The 22,689-nt window shown below is 56.9% G+C and carries 20 protein-coding genes and 1 tRNA gene; 9 read left to right on the top strand and 12 right to left on the bottom strand.

Translation table 11 applies throughout. The features are described from left to right. Positions 1–48 precede the first annotated feature (48 nt). The 3 genes from AC3IX4_RS24560 (at position 49) to AC3IX4_RS24550 (ending at position 5,697) form a co-directional block, all read left to right on the top strand. A complete protein-coding gene (locus tag AC3IX4_RS24560) occupies positions 49–2,253 on the top strand; it encodes an OsmC domain/YcaO domain-containing protein (RefSeq protein WP_489257934.1) in 2,205 nt (734 codons plus the stop codon). 536 nt (positions 2,254–2,789) lie between these two features. Further along, positions 2,790–3,809 carry a Tle-like phospholipase domain-containing protein gene (locus tag AC3IX4_RS24555; RefSeq protein WP_489257933.1) on the top strand — a complete coding sequence of 340 codons (1,020 nt, stop codon included), beginning with the start codon at positions 2,790–2,792 and terminating at the stop codon, positions 3,807–3,809. Positions 3,810–4,242: 433 nt separating this feature from the next. Continuing rightward, positions 4,243–5,697 carry a TrkH family potassium uptake protein gene (locus tag AC3IX4_RS24550; RefSeq protein WP_489257932.1) on the top strand — a complete coding sequence of 485 codons (1,455 nt, stop codon included), beginning with the start codon at positions 4,243–4,245 and terminating at the stop codon, positions 5,695–5,697. 98 nt (positions 5,698–5,795) lie between these two features. Here AC3IX4_RS24550 and AC3IX4_RS24545 read toward each other — a convergent pair whose 3' ends face one another. The 12 genes from AC3IX4_RS24545 to AC3IX4_RS24490 form a co-directional block, all read right to left on the bottom strand. Then, positions 5,796–7,589, bottom strand: a complete 1,794-nt coding sequence (locus AC3IX4_RS24545; RefSeq protein ID WP_489257931.1) for a DUF2326 domain-containing protein — start codon at positions 7,587–7,589, stop codon at positions 5,796–5,798. Beyond that, positions 7,576–7,824 (bottom strand): ABC-three component system middle component 8, encoded by a 249-nt coding sequence (locus AC3IX4_RS24540; RefSeq protein WP_489257930.1) that lies wholly within the window; start codon positions 7,822–7,824, stop codon positions 7,576–7,578. The genes AC3IX4_RS24545 and AC3IX4_RS24540 overlap by 14 nt, the downstream gene beginning before the upstream one ends. Continuing rightward, a complete protein-coding gene (locus AC3IX4_RS24535) occupies positions 7,808–8,773 on the bottom strand; it encodes an ABC-three component system protein (RefSeq protein WP_489257929.1) in 966 nt (321 codons plus the stop codon). Before AC3IX4_RS24535 ends, AC3IX4_RS24540 begins: the two co-directional genes overlap by 17 nt. Beyond that, positions 8,770–10,056 carry a tyrosine-type recombinase/integrase gene (locus AC3IX4_RS24530; RefSeq protein WP_489257928.1) on the bottom strand — a complete coding sequence of 429 codons (1,287 nt, stop codon included), beginning with the start codon at positions 10,054–10,056 and terminating at the stop codon, positions 8,770–8,772. The genes AC3IX4_RS24535 and AC3IX4_RS24530 overlap by 4 nt, the downstream gene beginning before the upstream one ends. A 196-nt stretch (positions 10,057–10,252) precedes the next feature. Next, positions 10,253–11,353, bottom strand: a complete 1,101-nt coding sequence (gene ychF, locus AC3IX4_RS24525) for a redox-regulated ATPase YchF (protein WP_489257927.1) — start codon at positions 11,351–11,353, stop codon at positions 10,253–10,255. A 21-nt stretch (positions 11,354–11,374) separates the two neighbouring features. After that, positions 11,375–11,959: an aminoacyl-tRNA hydrolase gene (pth, locus tag AC3IX4_RS24520; protein WP_489257926.1), complete on the bottom strand. Its 585-nt coding sequence runs from the start codon at positions 11,957–11,959 to the stop codon at positions 11,375–11,377. Between the two features lie 77 nt (positions 11,960–12,036). Continuing rightward, positions 12,037–12,627: a 50S ribosomal protein L25/general stress protein Ctc gene (locus AC3IX4_RS24515; RefSeq protein ID WP_489257925.1), complete on the bottom strand. Its 591-nt coding sequence runs from the start codon at positions 12,625–12,627 to the stop codon at positions 12,037–12,039. A gap of 139 nt (positions 12,628–12,766) precedes the next feature. Next, positions 12,767–13,708: a ribose-phosphate pyrophosphokinase gene (locus AC3IX4_RS24510; protein WP_489257924.1), complete on the bottom strand. Its 942-nt coding sequence runs from the start codon at positions 13,706–13,708 to the stop codon at positions 12,767–12,769. A gap of 48 nt (positions 13,709–13,756) precedes the next feature. Continuing rightward, positions 13,757–13,831 (bottom strand) — tRNA-Gln (locus AC3IX4_RS24505). A 34-nt stretch (positions 13,832–13,865) separates the two neighbouring features. Then, the gene (gene ispE / locus AC3IX4_RS24500) at positions 13,866–14,714 is read right to left on the bottom strand and encodes a 4-(cytidine 5'-diphospho)-2-C-methyl-D-erythritol kinase (protein ID WP_489257923.1); all 849 of its coding nucleotides are present in this window, start codon (positions 14,712–14,714) and stop codon (positions 13,866–13,868) included. Then, positions 14,714–15,337 carry a lipoprotein insertase outer membrane protein LolB gene (lolB, locus tag AC3IX4_RS24495; RefSeq protein WP_489257922.1) on the bottom strand — a complete coding sequence of 208 codons (624 nt, stop codon included), beginning with the start codon at positions 15,335–15,337 and terminating at the stop codon, positions 14,714–14,716. Before lolB ends, ispE begins: the two co-directional genes overlap by 1 nt. 4 nt (positions 15,338–15,341) lie before the next feature. Then, positions 15,342–17,120 carry a tetratricopeptide repeat protein gene (locus AC3IX4_RS24490; RefSeq protein ID WP_489257921.1) on the bottom strand — a complete coding sequence of 593 codons (1,779 nt, stop codon included), beginning with the start codon at positions 17,118–17,120 and terminating at the stop codon, positions 15,342–15,344. Positions 17,121–17,256: 136 nt separating this feature from the next. Between AC3IX4_RS24490 and hemA the strand changes: the two genes are divergently transcribed. From hemA to AC3IX4_RS24460, 6 genes are all read left to right on the top strand, one after another. Then, complete coding sequence (hemA, locus tag AC3IX4_RS24485) at positions 17,257–18,534, top strand: glutamyl-tRNA reductase (RefSeq protein WP_489257920.1); 1,278 nt, start codon at positions 17,257–17,259, stop codon at positions 18,532–18,534. Next, complete coding sequence (gene prfA, locus AC3IX4_RS24480; protein WP_489257919.1) at positions 18,531–19,613, top strand: peptide chain release factor 1; 1,083 nt, start codon at positions 18,531–18,533, stop codon at positions 19,611–19,613. The genes hemA and prfA overlap by 4 nt, the downstream gene beginning before the upstream one ends. Further along, positions 19,614–20,444, top strand: coding sequence for a peptide chain release factor N(5)-glutamine methyltransferase (gene prmC, locus AC3IX4_RS24475; RefSeq protein WP_489257918.1), 831 nt, complete (start codon positions 19,614–19,616; stop codon positions 20,442–20,444). It begins immediately after the preceding gene. Then, positions 20,438–21,193, top strand: a complete 756-nt coding sequence (locus AC3IX4_RS24470; RefSeq protein WP_489257917.1) for a molybdopterin-synthase adenylyltransferase MoeB — start codon at positions 20,438–20,440, stop codon at positions 21,191–21,193. The genes prmC and AC3IX4_RS24470 overlap by 7 nt, the downstream gene beginning before the upstream one ends. After that, a complete protein-coding gene (murI, locus tag AC3IX4_RS24465; RefSeq protein ID WP_489257916.1) occupies positions 21,186–21,980 on the top strand; it encodes a glutamate racemase in 795 nt (264 codons plus the stop codon). The genes AC3IX4_RS24470 and murI overlap by 8 nt, the downstream gene beginning before the upstream one ends. Positions 21,981–22,102: 122 nt before the next feature. After that, positions 22,103–22,621: an acyloxyacyl hydrolase gene (locus AC3IX4_RS24460; protein WP_489261357.1), complete on the top strand. Its 519-nt coding sequence runs from the start codon at positions 22,103–22,105 to the stop codon at positions 22,619–22,621. Positions 22,622–22,689: the final 68 nt, after the last annotated feature.

The following is a 22,689-nucleotide window of genomic DNA, read 5'->3' as shown; positions in this document are numbered from 1 at the left end:
CGGATAATAGCGACCAAATCGCTTTGCTCGTTATTATGGTGCTCCCGCATGGAAATCAAGGTCAACTTTCTCGACAACCTTCGGCTTGAAGCCAAGTTTGATGACTTTACAGTAGTGGCCGATCAGCCGATCCGCTATAAAGGCGACGGTTCGGCACCGGGGCCGTTTGATTACTTCCTGGCTTCATCGGCCTTGTGTGCGGCTTACTTTGTGAAGTTGTACTGTGAAACGCGCAATATTCCCACCGATAATATTCGCCTGTCGCAGAACAACATTGTTGATCCTGAAAACCGCTACAACCAGATTTTTAAAATTCAAGTCGAGTTGCCGGCCACGATCTCCGATAAAGACCGCCAGGGCATTTTGCGTTCCATCGACCGTTGCACGGTGAAGAAGGTGGTGCAAACGGGGCCTGAGTTTGTGATCGAGGAGGTGGAAAACCTGGATGCCAATGCCCAGGCCTTGCTGATGGTGAATCCAGATTCAGAAGCGAGCACCTATGTTTTGGGCAAGGACCTGCCGCTGGAGCAAACCATCGCCAATATGTCGGGCATTTTGGCGGGCTTGGGCATGAAGATTGAAATCGCTTCGTGGCGCAATATTGTTCCCAATGTGTGGTCGCTGCATATCCGCGATGCGCACTCGCCGATGTGTTTTACCAACGGTAAGGGCGCCACCAAGGAAGGCGCGTTGGCGTCGGCGTTGGGCGAGTTCATTGAGCGACTGAACTGCAACTTCTTTTACAACGATCAGTTCTGGGGTGAAGACATCGCCAACGCGGCGTTTGTGCATTACCCGGACGAACGCTGGTTCCAGCCTGGCCGTAAAGATGAGCTGCCGGCTGAAATTCTCGACGAGTACTGCCTGAAGATTTACAACCGCGATGGCGAGTTGTGTGGCTCGCATTTGTTCGATACCAACTCTGGCAATGAAGAGCGCGGTATCGTTTCGCTGCCGTTTGTACGTCAGTCCGACGGCGAGGTGGTGTATTTCCCGTCCAACCTGATCGAAAACCTGTACCTGAGCAATGGCATGAGTGCCGGTAACACGCTGGCCGAAGCCCAGGTGCAGTGCCTGTCGGAGATCTTTGAACGCGCGGTAAAACGCGAAATCATCGAGGGTGAATTTGCACTGCCGGATGTGCCGCTCGAAGTGCTGGCGAAATACCCTGGGATTCTGGCCGGTATCCAGGCGCTGGAAGAGCAGGGTTTCCCCGTGCTGGTGAAGGATGCGTCGCTGGGGGGGGAATTCCCGGTGATGTGCGTGACCTTGATGAACCCGCGAACCGGCGGTGTATTTGCCTCGTTCGGCGCGCACCCAAGCTTTGAGGTGGCGCTGGAACGCAGCCTGACGGAGTTGCTACAGGGCCGCAGTTTTGAGGGTTTGAACGATCTGCCTCAGCCCACTTTTGAAGGTCACGCGGTGACCGAGCCGAACAACTTCGTCGAGCACTTTATCGATTCCAGCGGTGTGGTGTCGTGGCGCTTCTTCAGTGCCAAGTCGGATTACGCGTTTGTGGAGTGGGATTTCTCGGGCCAGGGTGAAAACTCCAATACCGACGAAGCCGCGACGCTGTTCGGCATTCTCGAAGACATGGGTAAAGAAGCGTACATGGCGGTGTATGAGCATATCGGCGCAACCACCTGCCGCATTCTGGTGCCAGGCTATTCGGAAATCTATCCAGTAGACGACCTGATCTGGGATAACACCAACAAAGCCTTGTTCTTCCGCGCCGATATCTTGAACCTGCATCGCCTGGACGAAACCGAACTGAAGTCGTTGGCTGAGCGCCTGGTAGAAAGTGAGCTGGACGACTACACCGATATCACCACCTTGATCGGCATCGAGTTTGACGACAATACCGCCTGGGGCCAGCTGACGATCCTGGAATTGAAGCTGCTGATTTATCTCGCCCTGCAGCAGTTTGAAGAGGCGAAAGAGGCGGTGGAAACCTTCCTTCAGTACAACGACAACACGGTCGAGCGTGGGTTGTTCTACCAGGCCGTGAATGCGGTGCTGGAGATGAAACTGGACGAAGACCTGGAGCTGGTGGACTACGAGGTCAACTTCCGCCGGATGTTTGGCAACGACCGGATGGACGCAGCAATTGGCTCGGTGGACGGCAGCGTACGCTTTTTCGGCTTGACGCCGACGAGCATGAAACTGGAAGGGCTCGACAGGCACCTGCGCCTGATCGACAGCTACAAAAAACTGCACACGGCGCGGGCCAATGTGGTGGCTGCATTCCGTTAATAGCGCTCGTTCAGACCGCTGAAAAACCCTAGCCGCTGCCTACGGCCGCGGCTACGGACGAGTCAGGAGCCCCTGCGCGCACCACCCTCACCGTAGGAGCCTTGCTTGCAAGCGATGGCGATCTTGAGGGCCCCATCGCCGGCAAGCCGGGCTCCTACTGCATCAACGGCGCATTGATTCCGTAACGAGAGGCGCAGAGTCATGGCTTTACCCATGGCGTGGCAAGTTGCATCTTGATGAGATAGCGTTCCTCGGTGGGGTGCTTGTCGTACCTGAACCGATTAACTACCACCGCTCCCACATTTGTTGCAACGTGCCATGTTCTGTGGGATTGGGGTTGTTAGCCTTGGTGGCTCGGCTTAGGATTTTTATGGTTTCGGGGTGGAGTTGCGCGATTGCGCGTTGAGCCAATAAATTCGCTATCGCCGGCTGTCGGCTGACGTGAAGGCGCGTTACGGATAGCTATCCTGTAAACAACGAGCCGCGCGAAACCTGTCTCAATCCCTGTGCGGGCCTCGGCTCTTTGGGAGGTCGCTATGCGCTCCTGGCAGTTCGTAGCCACTGCAGCGATGGTGCTTCTCTGTGGATGCGACAGCTTCAAGCAGACTGACCAGGAGGTCTACCGGCGTCTAAGCGGCGAAAAACTCAAACCTTGGTTATCCGTGCAAGAGGCTGCGTTGTTGCACTGGCCTTATGCATGGGCGGCTGTGGCTGCCTATCAGGACGCTGATGACCCCAAGCGCAAGCCCCTGGAAACCACCCCCCAATGCCCTGAACCGCACGACTTTCTGAAGGCTCAAGGTTGGGAGCGTTGGGACCAGCTCCCACGGCTGCGAAAAAGCAAGGACGAGCCAGAGCCTGCAAGTGAGCAGATGCGCCGCGCACACCTGCGTGTCGAAGTGTGGTCAAGCGCCAAGCACCATAAGGTCATTGTTGCTTTTGGAGGCACGGCGGTCTCGAGCCTTGAAGATTGGAAATCTAACCTTCACTGGTTCTTGGCACCGTTTCATCCAAACGACCAGTACGAAGTACTGAGCGATGTTTTCCTGCCTGTATTTGCCAAGGAATACCGCAGGAAAAGCGAAGCGCCGGGTAATGAATGGCTCAAAACCGCCCAAGTCGTGGCTACCGGACATTCTCTTGGAGGAGGGTTGGCCCAACGATTCGCCTACTCCCTGCGGCAAGATTCAGGGGTTCCCAGCGTACGTGCAGTGTATGCGTTCGACCCGTCTCCCGTATCGACCAAGCGTAGCGTCGCAGGCTTCGAGGCGCAGGCTGCTGGTCTGACCATCTACCGCATTTATAACCGAGGAGAAATTCTTGCGAGTGTCCGGTCTATCTTGCAGCTCTCCAACCCAGGCAACGCCAGGCAGCAAGGGCAGACCTGGATCGATATTCGATACAAGGATAATTGGACATGGCGAACAGTGCTCCCGTCGGGCTCCGTGCATGCGCACGGAATGAATGACCTAGCCTGCTTCATGAAGCAGCATCTTCCCGCATCTGAGCTGGGTTCTGATCTCGTAAAAGGTTCACCAACGTCCTGGAGTAATTGATTCAGCTGTTCTTTAGATCCATCAACCATTGCCGAACGATTGCCAGTGCAGCAGGGGTTTTCACTCTGCGTGGCCACAGCAAGTAAAAGCTGGCATCGGTACAAAAGTCCTGTTCAAATACTCGGTCCAGCCGGCCGGCGTCGATGTCATCCATGTATTTGACGACACACAGGCCTGTTTCGTCCTGGTTCGTTTGCTAATAGGATTTTGCTCGAAGTGAATAGCGACGACGGGCCGAAATCGACTGAAGCTGCCCTTCAGTTCTAAATGCTTTGACGAGGTACCGTTGCGCCTTTGAGCACTAATGACTCATTGAAAAACCTTGGAAGTACGCAGCCTGACTGATTGCCCGTAGAAATTTTACGCAAAATTTACAGGGCCTTGAGTTTGGCCATCCGATACTGCGCAGGGCCAATTTGGAACAAATACTGTTATGTCCCTCGCATCCATTCGGCTTATCGCCTTCATCTTAGGCATTTTTCTGATCACGCTGGCCGTAAGCATGGCGATTCCCATGATCACACTGGTGGCCTATGAGCGTAGCGACGATCTGTCGGCCTTTCTCTGGTCAAGTTTGATTACCTTCATCTGTGGCCTCCTGTTGACCGTGCGGGGGCGTCCAGAGACTGGCCAGCTTCGCCCGAGGGATATGTACGTGCTCACTACTGGCAGCTGGGTAGTTGTGTGCACCTTCGCAGCGTTGCCAATGGTGTTCATCAGCCACATCAGCTACACCGACGCATTCTTTGAAACGATGTCTGGCATCACAACCACTGGCTCGACCGTACTCACCGGTTTGGATAGCTCATCTCCCGGCTTGTTGATATGGCGCTCCATGCTGCATTGGTTGGGAGGCATCGGTTTTATCGGTATGGCTGTGGCGATCCTTCCACTGTTGCGAGTAGGCGGCATGCGTCTGTTCCAGACAGAGTCCTCAGACTGGTCGGAGAAAGTGACACCGCGTTCCCATGTGGCAGCCAAGTACATACTTTTGCTCTATCTGGGGCTTACTGGCATCGGAGCTCTGGCGCTCTGGATCGCTGGAATGACGCCATTTGAAGCGGTCAACCACGCAATGTCGTTGATCTCTACGGGGGGATTCTCAACTTCGGACGCCTCACTTGGGCATTGGACGCAACCAGCGATTCACTGGGTGGCGGTGGCCATCATGATTCTGGGCAGCCTGCCATTCACCTTGTACGTCGCGACATTGCGGGGCGATCGGCGTGTGCTGATCAAGGATCACCAAGTACGCGGATTTATTGGATTCTTGATCGTCACATCGCTGGCTGTGGGTACTTGGCTGTATTTTCACAGCGATTACGGATGGTGGGATGCGTTTCGTATCGTGGCAGTCAATGTGACGTCAGTCGTCACGACCACCGGCATTGCGGTTGGCGACTACACGTTATGGGGCAGCTTCGCCGTCTTGCTCTTTTTCTATCTGACCTTCGTCGGTGGATGTTCAGGCTCAACTGCAGGCGGTCTTAAAATTTTCCGTTTTCAGGTGGCTGCCGCTCTACTGGGAAGTAGTTTGAAGCAGTTGATCCATCCTCGAGCCGTGATTCAGAAGAAGTACAACGGTCATCCCATTGACGAGGAGATCTCGCGCTCACTGTTGACCTTCTCGTTTTTCTTCACCATCACCATTGCTGCCATCGCCTTGGGCTTGGCACTCATTGGGCTAGATTGGACTACAGCGTTGAGCGGTGCCGCTACGGCGGTGTGTAACGTCGGGCCAGGGCTTGGCACGATCATTGGGCCGGCAGGTAATTTCTCATCATTACCTGATGCCGCCAAATGGCTACTGACCGTTGGAATGCTGCTAGGCAGACTTGAAATCCTAACGGTGTTGGTACTCGTGACTCCAGTTTTCTGGAGATATTGACCTTTACAGATATTGAGATGTATCACCCATTTCATCGGGCTTTGAGGCCTGTTTGGGCAGCGAGTGCTTCCATAGAGAGATCAGTGTTTCACGTTGCTCTACCAAGCACGCATCTTGAACAATCGCCCCTGCTCATTCTCATCGTGCAGGGTGAGCACAATTTCGGCCTTGGCGAATACAGGGTCGTCGTCGGTGCGAACTGGCAGATCCGAGTCGATCAGGGTGATGACCGGCTGCAGTCCCAGTTCTGCATATCGACGGATGACGCTTAGCAAGTTCTCTTTCTTACGGTTGTCCAGTGACTCGAACACACCATCGTGATAGACAAATCGGGGGAATTTTTCATCGAGATGAGCGCGCAGCACAGCCATATCGAACGCAATGCAAAGAAGTTTTCGGTAGGTGTGGCCCAGATCTGCACTGGTGGCATTGCCAGATTCATCCAGAATCTCAGCTTTGAAGTCTAGGTGGCCCTGTTGATTGGGGGACACGCTTAGCAGCGCTTTACGGTCAATGACTTCCTCGACGATCTCGTTGAAGTAGACACGAATCACCGAGAACAGGCTGTCTTGCATCGAGTTTTGCTGTTCTACATCTTCTTCAATTTGTGTCTGCAGATGACTGCACTCTTCAGTCAGCGCCCTGATTTCAGTTCGCAGTTCCTGCAATCGATGCACGAAGCCACGCTGGCGCTCAAGCGAGGTGATATCAGCACGTAGCATCACCATGTCGTCGGCCACCTGCTTGTACTTGGCAAACACATCGGTGCTGCTCAGAAACGCCAGCATCTCTGAACGTTTCTTGCCAAGCGCATTGAGCTCCGTGTTCAAACGCTTCAGTTCCGCTTCGATCTCTACGCGATCTTCTTGAAGGTAGCCGCGACGCTCTTCAGTGATAGCCCTGTTGAAAGCAATGAGTTGTTCAAAGTCCTTCTTTATCTGATCCTGAAAAAGCACGCCGACTTCTTTGAACAGCTGCTGTGCTTCATCGGGGTTGAACAGAATCTGATCTTCCTCCAGAGATGCCAGGACCTTTTTTCTGTTTTGGCTTAGCGAGTAGCGCTCCGAATTGAGTGCCGCGATTCGCTCGTCGATGTCTTCGACCAGTTGCTTGGTGTGGTCCTTATCCTGGGAGCGGAAGTCGAAAGCATCCAGTAGTTGCTGCTTCTTCTCAGCATCCTTTTGCTTGAGGAGCAGAATACCCTCAATTTTGCTGATGTCCTCGACAGAGCCACCGAGCTCATTCTTTATCGTTTGAGCCGTTTCTTGCTTTCTGGCGAGCTCCTCCTCTTTGAGGTAGTGCTGCGAGACCAGCTGGGCATTGAAACCCAGCAAGTGCGCAAGAAACGGCTTCCAGTCAGCATGCTTGGAGGCGAACTTGCGCAGTTGGAAGACTTCCCGATAGTCCTCCTGGGAGCGCAACAAGTAACCCAGCCCTTTGCGATATGACCAAGGTTTCAGTGCTCGCCAGTCGAGCAAGCCATCGAGCAGGTCGCGTGCCCTATCGAATGGGACATCCTGATGGTCCCACTCTGCAACGTGCAGTGTTGAAAAGTCCTGATTGCCGGCTTCATGCTTCTTGAAGCTGATTTTCGACGCGTCCTTCACCCCACGCCGGACGGTGACGAAAGATGCGTCGTCCAATTCGATCTCCAGGAAGAAGACGAAATCCTTGAACAGTTCGGCATGTTTGAACAGGAAGAACTTGGCATCGCGTCCGGCAAGAAAGCCGAAGTCAAGCAGGCGCCCAAGTGTCGTTTTACCCAAGTTGTGGGTGTCTTTGGCTTTGTTTTCGGGCAGGCGAATTTCCGCCGTAACGACGTTCAGCCCCTCTATGAATTCTACCGGTTCGAACAGATCCGGTTTATTGGTGTAGATCCTAGAGAGTTTCATTGGGCCCCACATATTCCACGGCGTCAGTCTTGGGGCGATAGTCAATCAACCCCATTAAATAGAGGAAGTTCAGTGCTGGCAGAAACAGCACATCTCCGCCAATCACCGCCTTCTTAGCGTATCTGCGGAGCGCACCGTAGTCTTCGACACGGCGCGACTTCAATCGCCCCAATAGCAGCAATGAGACATTGATGATGGTGCGATCCGGGTGAGAGTGCTTAGTCGGCCTCAGCATCACCTACCTCCCCAATATCGCAATTCCAGTACATGTAGAACAACATCGCGCGCGTGAGACGCTTATGCGCGTGCTGGCGCAGTACCGGATCACGATTGAACAGCAGATCGACCAAGTACTCCATAACCTCATCGAAGGTCTGGTAGTCCTTACGCTTGGCAATGATTTTGAATTGGAACTCGTCGACCACTGACTCATACAGGTGGAGCAGTTCAAGGTTCTCCGGCGCGGCGAGGAAGGCGCGAATCTGCGCGGTTTCCTTGAGGTACCGTTTGCGCTGAGCCTTGGCGTACTCGGCACTCATGTTGTTCAGTGCGTTCTTCTCTTCATAGGAAACCCGCTCGGTAGGCGGGTCATCGAGCACGGCGCCAACCTCGTCTTTATGATTTGCCAGCGCTTGTACAACTTCGGCCAGATCGTCGGGGCTAACAATCAGCGGAGAGTCGACAGGGTCGAGGTCCGCCAGCGTTGCGATGTCCGGGAAGACTTTCAGGAAGACTTCCAGTTGCTCTAGGCCACACAAGTAGATAGACGATTCGGGGAGGCTGCATTGGGTCGAGATGTGTTTGCGAATCTCGCTTTCGGCATTACCTGCGAGGCGTCGATTAGCAAACAGCATGTAGTGATCAAGCTGCTTGTTGGTGCGTAGCTTCTGAATTCGCGGGATCTCTTTGCTCAGCACAGTATTTGCGGCTTTAGCGCTGAAAAAATCAGGCTCGGAGAAATTCCGGTTATAGCCATTGGTGTGCTTGGCCTGAATGATGGTCGTGCCTACCCATGGCGCGGCCTTGCTGGGATGCAGCTCAGCGGTACCGACGAATTTTGCATCTCGTCCGCCATCTGGGCCCTTGGCAAAGCCCTGGACGGAGATACCCAGCAGTCGTTGGCACAAGAACACGATGAGGTTCTCGAACTGTGCGTCACTCAGGTCTTCATAAGCGTATTTCATCGCGCTTCCATGGCGAAGGGCATCGGTGGATTTGAGTAAGCCGGACCTTCTTTTGAAGCGGTCACGGTGTCCTGTGTCGTTGCTTCGTGATCGGCTTGCTCCAGATAGGCAGCCCATGATTGCATCAGTTCTTTTCTCTGGGCAAGCAGCAGGGCCTTGTTATAGGTGGCGCATACTTTGTTGCTTTCGACATGGGCCAATTGCCGTTCTATGGCGTCAGGGCGATAGCCTTGCTCATTGGCCCAGGTTGAGAACGTGGTTCTCCAGCAATGAGGAGATGTCCCCGGCCCCAAGTTCATATCCCGCATGGCATAGGTCAGGCGATTTGGTGTGGTGAATCCTTCCCCGCTGCGGTGCGGAAACAGGTAGCGACCGTCACCCGTGATGCAGCGCAACGATGCTAGTGTGGCGATGGCCTGATCTGACAGCGGACAAACGTGTTCGCGACGCGCCTTCATCTTCTCAGCTGGCCGCCGCCAAAGCCTGGCATCCAAATCGAACTCGCTCCACTCAGCATCTGCGGCTTCGCCGGGCCGGCAAGCTGTCAAGGCGATCAGGCGTAGGCAAAGTGAGGTTTCTGGATATCCCCTATAGGCACGTAACGCGAGATAGAAGGCCTTGATCTGGGAAATGCTCATGGCAGCTTTGCTTTGGCTGCTGGGAACGCGCAACAGACCACGCAGACCGGGAATTGGGTTGGTGTCGGCCAAGCCGCGTACAACGGCGTAGTCGAAGATGGCCGATAGGTCACCTTTGACGTGGATCCCTGCCCAAGCGCCATTTGCCTTACAGGCTTCGAGAATTGGGCGAATCTCTTTGGCACTAATTTCGCCAATCACCATGTGATCTAGCTTAAGGGCGAGATGCTTCCTGATTCTGGATACTTTGGCGCGGTAGGAGCCTGCTGTGTAGGACGTTCGAATGTCGTCCAGATAGGCTGCCGACACTTTTGCAAAAGAGCTCTCCATTGCAAGCTTGCGAGCCTGGCGCTCATCAATGTTGCGCTGCTTGGCATCTCGCCGGCTCTGAGACGGGTGGATGCCCTGTTTAGCAAGCAGACGGGCGGACTCTCGTGCTGCGCGGGCTTCTGCCAGGCCGACAGCAGGATATGGACCGATGGCATAGAGGTTCTCTTTGCCATCGATTCGATACTTCCACCGCCAAAGCTTGCTCCCCGTGGTCTGGACCAACAAGTACAAGCCACCACCATCGGTGAGTTTATAGGGGCGCTCTGCTGGCTTTGCAGCTTTGAGCTTGGCATCAGTCAGCAGGTCATTGGGCATCTTTGAGTTCCATGGAAGGGGTGAAATACCCCCACCCATCAATTCGGATACCCTCAAATCTACCCCCTGCAACTTCGGAACACAACAGGTTCCAAAGACCATTCATGGAGCCCTGATGAATGGCAACTCCCTAACTCTATTTGGTTTTTGTATCCATCAAGAGCCAAGGATGTCTATCAAAGTGTTGCGTATAAACTCAGACGTTAAAGCGGAAGTGCATCACATCACCGTCCTTGACGATGTAGTCCTTGCCTTCCAGGCGCCATTTGCCGGCTTCCTTGGCTCCGCCTTCACCCTTGTACTGGATGAAGTCGTTGTAGGCGACGACTTCGGCGCGGATGAAGCCTTTTTCGAAGTCGGTGTGGATGACGCCAGCGGCTTGTGGTGCGGTGGCACCGACGCGGACGGTCCAGGCGCGAACTTCTTCGACACCGGCGGTGAAGTAGGTTTGCAGGTGCAGCAGCTCGTAACCGGCGCGGATCACGCGGTTCAGGCCGGGTTCTTCCAGGCCCAGGGCTTCGAGGAACATGTCTTTTTCTTCGCCGTCATCGAGCTCGGCGATTTCTGCTTCGATCTTGTTGCACACCGGCACCACGATCGCACCTTCTTCTTCGGCAATGGCCCTGACCACGTCCAGGTGCGGGTTGTTTTCGAAGCCGTCTTCGGCCACGTTGGCGATGTACATCACAGGCTTGGTGGTCAGCAGGTGAAAGCCACGGATGACGGCTTTCTCATCGGCGCCCATGTTCTTCATCAGGCTGCGTGCAGGCTTGCCTTCGGTGAAGTGAGCGATCAGCTGCTCGAGCAGGCCTTTCTGGACCACGGCATCCTTGTCACCGCCTTTGGCGTTGCGCGCGACTTTCTGCAGTTGCTTCTCGCAGCTGTCGAGGTCGGCGAAGATCAGTTCCAGGTCGATGATTTCGATATCGCGCTTGGGGTGGACGCTGTTGGAGACGTGAATCACGTTCTCGTCTTCAAAGCAGCGGACCACGTGGGCGATAGCATCGGTTTCGCGGATGTTGGCCAAAAACTTGTTGCCCAGGCCTTCACCTTTGGAGGCGCCGGCGACCAGGCCTGCGATGTCGACGAATTCCATGGTGGTCGGCAGGATGCGCTTTGGATTAACGATGGCCGCCAGTGCGTCCAGGCGCGAATCCGGCATCGGCACGATACCGCTGTTGGGTTCGATCGTGCAGAAGGGGAAGTTCTCCGCTGCGATACCGGATTTGGTCAGGGCGTTGAACAAGGTGGACTTGCCGACGTTTGGCAGGCCGACGATGCCGCAATTAAAACCCATGGTATATCCCCTCTACTGAAGTCAGGCCTTCTGGCTGTGCAAGGTTTTCATCGCGCGATTCCACTCGCCAGCGAGGATATCCGGCAGCACGCCGAGGGCAAAATCGATACTGGTATCCAGTTTTTCCTGTTCGGCGCGTGGCGCACGACCCAGGACAAAATTGGACACCTGGCTGCTTACACCCGGGTGGCCGATGCCAAGCCGCAGACGGTGGAAGGTGTTTTGATTGCCGAGCTGGGCAATGATGTCGCGCAGCCCGTTGTGCCCGCCATGGCCGCCGCCCTGTTTGAGCTTGGCGACGCCTGGGGGCAGGTCGAGTTCGTCATGGGCCACCAGGATGGCTTCTGGCGGTATGCGGAAAAAACCGGCCAGTGCCGCGACGGATTGACCGCTGCGGTTCATGTACGTGGTGGGGATCAGCAGACGAACGTCTTGGCCCTGATGGCTGAATTTTGCCGTCAGGCCGAAATACTTGCGATCAGATGTCAGATTGACGCGCTGGGCGCTGGCAATGCGTTCTACGAAAAGAGCCCCTGCGTTATGCCGGGTCTGTTCGTATTCGGGGCCTGGATTTCCCAGGCCGACGATCAGTTGAATGGCGGTCACGTCAGGGGCTCTTCCTTGGAGTTGTGGGCCACGGAGCATGAAGCACCGTGGCCGGGCAACACCTGCGGAGTAACGAATTACTCAGCGGCTGCTTCTGGTGCTACTTTTGGAGCGTGGACGTTGGCTACTGCCAGGTCGTTGCCGTGAGCCAGTGCCACGAACTCAACGCCTTTTGGCGCTTGCAGGTCGGACAGGTGGATGATCGAACCGATCTCGGCGTTAGCCAGGTCGACTTCGATGAACTCAGGCAGGTCTTTACCTTCGCAGGAAACTTCGATCTCGCCCACGATGTGGGAGATCTCGCCGCCTTTCTTGACCGGTGCTTCTTCGTTGATGAAGTGCACTGGAACGATAGCGGTCAGTTTCTGGCCAGCTACAACGCGGACGAAGTCAGCGTGCATGATGAACTGCTTGGCCGGGTGGCGCTGCATAGCCTTGACGACGACGTTTTGCTTGGTGCCGTCGATGTTCAGTTCGATGATGTGGCTGAAAGCCGCTTCGTCTTCGAACAGTTTGGCAACTTCTTTAGCCAGCATGGTGATGGATTCAGGGGCTTTGTCGCCACCGTAAACAACAGCAGGCACTTGGGCGTTCAAACGACGCAGGCGGCGGCTCGCACCTTTCCCCAGGTCTTTGCGCGCTTCGGCGTTCAGAATGAAATCAGTCATTTTGTATCTCCAAAATAGCCATTCCCGACAGGCACTTGCGACCAGCGCCAAAGCGGGATGGGCAAAAAAGCCCCGCCCCAACACTGCTGTTGGGGCGGGGCGCTTTTCGTCAACGAGATATCCGAGAAGGGCAGGGCCCTTAGCGGAACATCGCGCTGATCGATTCTTCGTTGCTGATGCGGCGGACCGCTTCAGCTACAACCGGCGCGATATCCAGTTGACGGATACGTGAGCAGGCTTGAGCAGCGGCGGACAGCGGGATGGTGTTGGTCACCACCAGCTCGTCCAGCACGGAATTCTCGATATTCTCGATGGCGCGACCGGAAAGGACAGGGTGCGTGCAGTAGGCAAAAACCTTGGCAGCGCCGTGCTCTTTCAGGGCCTTGGCCGCATGGCACAGGGTGCCGGCGGTGTCGACCATGTCGTCAACGAGGATACAGGTACGACCTTCCACATCGCCGATGATATGCATCACTTCGGAATGGTTGGCCTTCTCGCGGCGTTTGTCGATGATACCGAGATCGACACCCAGGGACTTGGCAACGGCACGTGCACGCACGACGCCACCGATATCCGGGGAAACGATCATCAGATTCTCGAAACGCTGGTCTTCGATGTCATCCACCAGAACGGGGGAGCCGTAGATGTTATCTACAGGAATATCGAAGAAACCCTGGATTTGGTCAGCGTGCAGATCGACAGTGAGAACACGGTCGATACCGACAACGGTGAGCATGTCAGCAACCACTTTGGCGCTGATAGCTACTCGTGCCGAACGCGGACGGCGATCCTGGCGGGCGTAACCGAAGTAAGGAATCACGGCAGTGATTCGGGATGCTGAGGAGCGGCGGAAGGCATCAGCCATCACGACCAGTTCCATCAGGTTATCGTTGGTTGGCGCGCAAGTCGGCTGAATAATGAAAACGTCTTTACCGCGAACATTTTCATTGATCTCTGCGCTGATTTCGCCGTCGGAAAATTTACCGACAGAAATATCACCGAGAGGGATATGCAGCTGACGTACGACACGCCGAGCCAGATCGGGGTTTGCGTTCCCCGTAAAGACCATCATCTTGGACACGCGCAGTACCTGAAGGCTGAGGGTATACCTGGATGAGTATAAGGAAAATGGCAGGGGCGGCTGGATTCGAACCAACGCATGGCAGGATCAAAACCTGCTGCCTTACCGCTTGGCGACGCCCCTGTATCTGTTGCTGCGAGTGCCTGACACTCGATTCCTAGAGCAGTCTTTGCAACTTGCGATGCAACATTGATACGTTGCTTCCCTTAGCTACAAATCCTGTTTGGGTCTCTGTAAGAAGGGCCAAAACTTTATCAGCTTCAGCTTTGCTTGGGAAGGCCCCAAACACACAACTTCCAGTTCCGGTCAGTCTTGCATTCGTGAATTTGCTTAACAAATTCAGTGAGTTACGTACTTCTGGGTAACTCTGCTCTACGACCGGTTGGCAGTCATTTCGACTGTTTCCCTTGGGAACGGGGCGCATCTTAATGGGCGTTGAATCACGTGTCAACAAAGGATGTGAAAAAATTTCTGCTGTACTTACAAATACTTGCGGGACCAGTACCACATACCAGGGTTCTTCAGGGTCGACCGGGGTCAGTTTTTCGCCAACGCCTTCGGCAAAAGCCGCGTGGCCGCGTACGAAAACCGGTACATCGGCGCCCAGCGTCAGGCCCAGTTCGGCCAGTGCATCTTCATCCAGGCCCAGGTTCCACAAATGGTTCAGGCCCAACAGGGTGGTGGCGGCGTCGGAGCTTCCGCCGCCAATGCCCCCGCCCATGGGCAGGATTTTTTTCAACCAGATGTCGGCGCCGAGCGTTGTGCCTGCCAATGCCTTGAGTTTGCGGGCGGCCTTGACGATGAGGTTACTGTCGTGAGGGACGCCTGTGACTTCGGTTCGCAGATGGATTTCGCCATCTTCGCGCAGGGCAAAGGAAAGTTCGTCGCCGTAGTCGAGAAACTGAAACAGGGTCTGCAACTCATGGTAACCGTCAGGGCGGCGGCCAAGGATGTGCAGCATCAGGTTGAGTTTGGCCGGGGCGGGCAGGGTGAGGGAGGCTGCCATCACTTCAAGGCCCCCAGTTGCCGAGGCTGCCAGTCCTTGACCACAAGGGTCACGTCCAGGTCGCGGCCATGCAGTTTGATCCGCTCGGGCAACCAATAACCGTTTTGTTCAGTGTAGCTCAGGTATTCAACGCTCCAGTCGTCTTGCTCCAGTTGGGCCAGGCGGCTGTCGGCGTCGAGCGTCAGTTTGCTTTTGCTGTCGGGTGCCGGCAAGCCGCGTACCCACCACACCAGGTGCGAGACCGGCAGGTTCCAGCCCAATTGTTCTTCGAGCAGGGCTTCTGGGGTCGGCGCTTCAAAGCGCCCCTGATTGGCAACTTCCAGGACGACCTGGCCCGGGCGGCCGGTCAGGCGGGCGGCACCGCGACCCAGTGGGCCGGACAGGCGAATGTCGTAGTAATCCTGGCGTTGCAACCAGAACAAGGTGCCACTGCCGGAGTCTTTGGGCGCACGAATGCCGACCTTGCCGGAAATCTGCCAGCCGTCGAGCTGGGTCAAATGTGCCTTGTGCTCGCGCCACTGTTGCGGGTTGCCGCGCCCCTCGAGGGATTCACGGGGGCCAAGGCCGGCGCAGCCAGCCAGCAGGGCGATCAGGGAAAAGATAATGACGTGGCGCAAAAACATAGGATTAAAGGGTCTCGGAACCGGTCAGGCGTAACACAGTGCTACGCAGGATAGGGCTGTCAGGCTGGGCCTTGAGGGCTTTGCCCCAGACCTGCCGTGCTTCGCGCTGTTTGCCATTGGCCCACAGCACTTCGCCTAGATGGGCGGCCACTTCGTGATCCGGGAAACGCTCCAGGGCGCTGCGCAACAGGCGCTCAGCTTCGTCCAGGTTGCCCATCCGATAGTTGACCCAGCCCAGGCTGTCGAGCACGGCGGGGTCTTCCGGGTTGAGCTGATGGGCTTTTTCGATCAGGGCCTTGGCTTCGGCATAGCGTGTGGTGCGATCCGACAGGGTGTAGCCCAGGGCATTGAGGGCCATGGCGTTGTCTGGTTCGCGCTTGATGATGTCGCGCAGGTCTTTTTCCATCTGTGCCAGGTCGTTGCGTTTTTCCGCCAGCATCGCCCGGGTATAGAGCAGGTTCAGGTCTTGCGGGTATTGCTTGAGGGCCTGGTTGAGAACCTGTGCGGCTTGCTGCTGTTTGCCGTTGTTGGAGAGCGTTTCCGATTCGATCAGGTACAGCTGAATGGCGTAGTCCGGCTGTTCGTCGCGGGCATCGGCCAGCCTTCTTGAGGCTTCGGCGGCGCGGCCGTTGGAGATCAAAATATCGGCCTGGCGCAGTTGCGCCGGGAGAAAGTCATTGCCCGGCCCGACCTGGGCGTATTCGATCAATGCGCCCTGTGGGTCGTTGCGCTCTTCCTTGATCCGCCCCAGATTCAAATGCGCCGAATCGGCGTGGGCGCCACGGGCAATCAAGTCTTCCAGGTAAGCAGCGGCTTCATCCCAAGCCTTGGCTTCGAGGCTGACCAGCGCCAGCGAATAACGCAGTTCGTCGTCTTCGGGGTATTGCTGCAACAGGCTGGCGAATTCGACCTTGGCGTCTTCGATCCGGTCCTGCTCGACCAAAGTGCGGGCGTAGGTCAGACGCAGGCGCTTGTCGTCCGGGTATTTACGGATGCTTTTTTGCAGCAGAGGCAAGGCTTCTTCGCCACGGTTCAAGCTTTGCAGCAAGCGGGCGCGCAACAGGATCGGGGCAACTTCGCCGTCTTGAGGGGGGTTGTCTTCGAGCAGTGAAAGGGCCGCCTGGGCATTGCCATCCTGTTGCAGCAACAGTGCCTTGCCAAACAACAGTTGCCCATTGTTCGGGTATTTGGTCAACAGCCGGTCAAAGCTCTTGAGCAGGCCGTCGCGGGTGCCCTGGTCGGTTTCGGCCGCGGACAGGGCAAGAAAGTCAAAATGAGTATCGCCTTTGCCTTGCAGCACTTTTTCCATGTAGGCCATGGAATCGTCATAGCGGCCGGCACGGGCCAGTTGGATAGCGGCCGCGCGCTGGGCTTCGAGATTGTCTGGGTCATTGCGGGACCAGATCAGGGAGGTGTCCAGCGCCGACTGGTCGACCCCCAGGTATTCGGCGATGCGATAGGCGCGTTCGGAAATGCCAGGATCCTGGGTACTGATAGCCTGGGTCACGTAGTTGTCCAAGGCAATGTCGTAGCGGTTACGTTGGCCCGCGAGTTCAGCCGTCAGCAGGCTATAAACAGTGTCTTGGCTGAATGAGCCATACACCTGTGGCTGGGCGGGGGTGCTTGCCCCTTGCTCGACGCCGGCGCCGGGATCAACGGACGAATCGTCGAGCGCACCGGGCTTCCAGGCTTGGCAACCCTGAAGCAAGACAAAGGCAAGGAACAACGCGGAAGATCTATTCATAAAAGGAAATTGGCGACTAACCTGCGGTCGGATCATCATGACACAAGCGCCCCGGCAAACCCACCTGCGGTGCCGTTTCGGGGGGTGGAGTATTGAGACATTAGAGAGGGGAGGTTGTTCTCAATCTAGCGAAGTAGGACAATTGTCGGCTTACCGACATCATCAGCGACCTTGAATGGCCTTCCTTGCCCTCGGAATCAACCATAAGACTGCCTCAGTAGACGTGCGCGAACGCGTGGCGTTTACCCCTGAGCAGCTGGTCGACGCTTTGCAACAGCTCTGCCGACTGACCGACAGCCGTGAGGCTGCGATCCTTTCGACCTGCAATCGTAGCGAACTCTACGTTGAGCAGGATCACCTGGCGGCCGACGGCGTGCTGCGTTGGCTGGCCGAGTATCACCAACTCAGCCTGGAAGAATTGCGCGCCAGTGCCTACATCCACGAGGACGATGCGGCGGTACGGCATATGATGCGTGTGGCGTCGGGCCTGGATTCGCTGGTGCTGGGCGAGCCGCAGATTCTCGGCCAGATGAAATCGGCCTACGCCGTGGCGCGCGAAGCCGGTACCATCGGCCCATTGTTGGGGCGCCTGTTCCAGGCGACCTTCAGTGCAGCCAAGCAGGTGCGTACCGACACGGCTATTGGCGAAAACCCGGTTTCGGTCGCCTTCGCCGCGGTGAGCCTGGCCAAGCAGATTTTCAGCGACCTGGCCCGCAGCCAAGCCTTGCTGATTGGGGCAGGGGAAACCATCACGCTGGTTGCCCGCCACCTGCATGAGCAGGGGGTCAGGCGAATCGTGGTGGCCAACCGGACGCTGGAGCGCGCCAGTACGCTGGCCGAGCAGTTCGGGGCACATGCTGTCTTGCTGGCCGATATTCCGGCAGAACTGGTCAACAGCGACATCGTGATCAGCTCCACCGCCAGCCAATTGCCGATCCTGGGCAAGGGCGCGGTGGAAAGTGCGCTGAAACAGCGCAAGCACAAGCCGATTTTCATGGTCGATATCGCCGTGCCGAGGGATATCGAACCGCAAGTCGGTGAGTTGGACGATGTCTACTTGTATACCGTCGACGACCTGCACGACGTGGTTGCCGAGAACCTCAAGAGCCGTCAGGGTGCCGCTCAGGCTGCCGAGGAGTTGGTATCGGTCGGTGCCGATGACTTCATGGTGCGTTTGCGTGAGCTGGCGGCGGTGGATGTGTTGCGCGCCTACCGTCAACAAAGTGAGCGGCTGCGCGACGAAGAGCTGCAAAAGGCCCAGCGCCTGCTGGCCAATGGTGGCAACGCCGAAGAGGTGTTGGTGCAACTGGCACGTGGTTTGACCAACAAATTGCTGCACGCACCCAGCGTACAATTGAAAAAACTGTCAGCCGAAGGCCGCCTCGATGCGCTGGCCATGGCCCAAGAACTCTTTGCCCTCGGTGAGGGCCCGACGGATAAACCCCCGCAATGAAAGCGTCGCTGCTCAACAAACTGGACACGATCCAGGACCGATTCGAAGAATTGACTGCCCTGTTGGGAGATGCCGAAGTCATTTCCGACCAGACCCGTTTTCGCGCCTATTCCAAGGAGTACGCCGAGGTTGAGCCAATTGCCGGGGCCTACAGCCAATGGTGCAAGGTTCAGGCTGATCTGGAAGGGGCCCAGGCACTGCTCAAGGACAGCGACCCGGACATGCGCGAAATGGCCGTCGAGGAGGTGCGCGAAACCAAGGAGCAACTGATCGAGCTGGAAAGCCAGTTGCAACGCATGCTGTTGCCCAAGGATCCGAACGATGGGCGTAACGTTTTCCTTGAGATTCGCGCAGGCACCGGCGGTGATGAGGCGGCTATTTTCTCCGGCGACCTGTTTCGCATGTACTCCCGTTATGCCGAGCGTCGTGGCTGGCGCCTGGAGATTCTCTCCGAGAACGAAGGTGAGCACGGCGGTTATAAAGAAGTGATTGCCCGGGTCGAGGGCGAGAATGTCTATGGCAAATTGAAGTTCGAGTCCGGCGCCCACCGCGTCCAGCGTGTCCCGGAAACCGAATCCCAAGGCCGTATCCACACCTCTGCCTGTACCGTGGCGGTGTTGCCTGAACCCGACGAGCAAGCGGCCATCGAGATCAACACGGCCGATTTGCGCGTGGACACCTACCGCTCCTCCGGCGCGGGTGGCCAGCACGTCAACAAGACAGACTCTGCCATTCGTATCACTCACTTGCCGACCGGCATCGTCGTCGAATGCCAAGAGGAGCGCTCGCAGCACAAGAACCGTGCGCGCGCGATGTCCTGGTTGTCAGCAAAGCTGAACGACATGCAGACCAGCGCTGCGCAGAACGCCATCGCCAGCGAGCGCAAATTGCTGGTGGGCTCGGGCGACCGCTCCGAGCGCATCCGTACCTACAACTATCCCCAGGGCCGGGTGACCGATCACCGCATCAACCTGACCCTGTACTCGCTCGACGAAATCCTGGCGGGCAATGTGGAGTCGATCATCGAACCACTGCTCAGTGAGTACCAGGCAGACCAACTTGCAGCACTGGGGGAGTAAATGACGATTATCGCCAGCCTGCTTCGCGGCGCCCAATTGCCGGATTCGCCCACTGCGCGACTGGACATCGAGTTGCTGTTGGCGGCGGCCCTGGGCAAGTCGCGCAGCTACCTGCACACTTGGCCCGAGCGCATTGTCACCAGCGAAGCCGCGGCCACGTTTGCCGACTACCTGCAACGTCGCCAGTCCGGTGAGCCTGTGGCTTACATTCTGGGGCAGCAGGGGTTCTGGAAACTCGATCTGGAAGTCGCTCCCCACACCTTGATCCCCCGTCCTGAAACCGAGCTGCTGGTTGAAACCGCCTTGCAGCTGCTGCCGATTGACCCAGCCCAAGTATTGGACCTGGGCACGGGAACGGGGGCCATTGCCCTGGCCTTGGCCAGTGAGCGAGCGCAATGGCAGGTCACCGCCGTTGACCGGATCGAGGAGGCCGTTGCGCTTGCTGAGCGCAATCGCCAGCGTTTGCGCCTGGACAATGTGTCGGTGCGTCAAAGCCATTGGTACGACGCCCTGGCCGGTGAGCGCTACCAGCTGATCATCAGCAATCCCCCTTATATTGCAGCTGCCGACCCTCACCTGGTGGCTGGCGATGTACGTTTCGAGCCCGCCAGCGCATTGGTGGCGGGCTTCGATGGGCTTGATGACTTGCGCACGATCATCGCCCAGGCCCCGGCGCATTTGACGGCGGGGGGCTGGCTGATGCTTGAGCACGGCTATGATCAGGCTGCGGCCGTCCGCGAGCTGTTGGCGCAACACGACTTCGAACAGATCGAAAGCCGGGCCGATTTGTCTGGCCATGAACGCATCACGCTGGGGCGACTGACATGCTGACCGATCAGGAATTGCTGCGCTACAGCCGACAGGTCCTGTTGGCGCAAATCGATATCCATGGCCAATTGCGGCTCAAGGACAGTCGGGCGTTGATTATCGGCCTGGGTGGCCTCGGCTCGCCCGTGGCGTTATACTTGGCGGCTGCCGGTGTGGGGGAGTTGCACCTGGCCGATTTCGACACGGTCGACGTGACCAACCTGCAGCGCCAAGTGTTGCACGACACCACCACCGTGGGCTTGAGCAAGGTTGACTCGGCCATTGCCCGGTTGCAGGCGATCAATCCTGAGGTGCGCCTGGTCGCTCATCGCTGTGCGCTGGATGAAGACTCGCTGGCCGCTGCTGTGGCAGGTGTCGATGTAGTGCTGGACTGCTCAGACAACTTTTCGACCCGCGAAGCGGTCAATGCGGCGTGCGTTGCTGCCGGCAAGCCACTGGTGAGCGGCGCGGCGATTCGCCTTGAAGGGCAGTTGTCGGTTTTCGACCCCCGTCGCCCGGAAAGCCCTTGTTACCACTGCCTGTACGGGCATGGCAGCGAGGCAGAGCTGACCTGCAGCGAGGCCGGCGTGGTGGGCCCGCTCGTGGGGCTGGTAGGAAGCCTGCAAGCCCTGGAAGCCTTGAAACTGCTGGCCGTATTTGGCGAGCCGCTGGTAGGGCGATTGTTGCTGATCGATGCACTGGGTACGCGCTTTCGAGAGCTGCGGGTCAAGCGAGACCCCGCTTGCAGTGTCTGTGGGGGCGTGCATGCCTGACGCCCGGCAGGCGCCGGTCGGCGTTTTCGATTCGGGTGTGGGTGGCCTGTCGGTATTGGGTGAGATTCATCGTCTGCTGCCTGACGAGTCACTGTTGTATGTGGCAGATTGCGGGAACATTCCCTACGGCGAGAAATCTGCGGAGTTCATTCGAGAGCGATGCCGCCACGTGGCTGAGTTCTTCCAGGCCAAGGGCGCCAAGGCGCTGGTGCTGGCGTGCAATACAGCCACTGTTGCGGCTGTGGCCGACTTGCGCGAGCGCTACCCGCATTGGCCCATTGTCGGCATGGAGCCCGCCGTAAAGCCCGCAGCCGCCGCGACACGCAGTGGCGTGGTCGGGGTGTTGGCCACGACCGGCACGCTGCAAAGCGCCAAATTTGCCGCCTTGTTGGACCGATTCGCCAACGATGTACAGGTGATTACCCAGCCCTGCCCAGGGCTGGTGGAGTTGATCGAGACAGGCGATTTGCAGAGCCCAGCCTTGCGTGATTTGCTGCAGGGCTATGTCACTCCGTTGCTCAAAAGCGGCTGCGACACCGTGATTCTGGGCTGCACGCACTACCCCTTTCTCAAGCCTCTGCTGGCTGAGATGATGCCCGCTTCAGTGGCCATTATCGATACCGGCGCGGCGGTCGCCAGACAACTAAAACGCTTGCTGAGTGAACGCAACCTGCTGGCTGACAGCCCCGCGCAGCCGGCTCAATTCTGGACCAGTGCCAGTCCCGAACACTTGCGCAACATCCTTCCAATGCTGTGGCATAAATCCGACTTTGTGCAAAGCTTCTAAGGCAAGCAAAAATTGCTGAACGAAGCCTTTTGACACTGAACTAATGGCAATCTGCCGATTTCTATAAAGTGTCGGATGCGACAAAAATACCTACAACAGCATTGGAAAGTGAGAAATTTCTTATGATGAAAATGTTGTGTTTGGCTGCGATTGCAGCCGTTTCCCTGGGGCAAATTCTTTCAGCACAAGCAGCCGATGTGTCATTTTCGGTCGGTGTGACGGGCGAATCCACCATGGCGTATAGGCTGGGGCTGCAATCGAACTGGGATACCAGTTGGTGGCAGACCAGCGTGGGCCGCCTGACCGGTTATTGGGATGCGGGCTACACCTACTGGCAAGGCGACGAAACTTCAAGCAATCACAGCTTGTCCTTTGCGCCCGTATTCGTTTACGAATTTGCCGGTGAGTCGGTCAAGCCGTATATCGAAGTGGGTATCGGCATGGCGGTCTTCGCCAATACCGAATATGAAAACGATGACCTGGGCTCAGCGTTTCAGTTTGAAGACCGTATCGGATTCGGGCTGCGTTTTGCCGGTGGCCATGAAATCGGCGTGCGTGCGATTCACTATTCCAACGCCGGCCTGCAGACACCCAACGACGGTGTCGAAAACTACGCCCTGCATTACCGCATGGCTTTGTAAGTGCTGGCTGCCTGACACGGCAGTGCTGCTGCGGCGTCGGCCCGTTGAGTCTTCATCAACGGGTTATT

This window comes from Pseudomonas sp. KH_021, assembly GCF_057838865.1.
The sequence above is the reverse complement of the archived record's forward strand: the minus strand, read 5'-3'. Positions and strand labels throughout refer to the sequence as shown.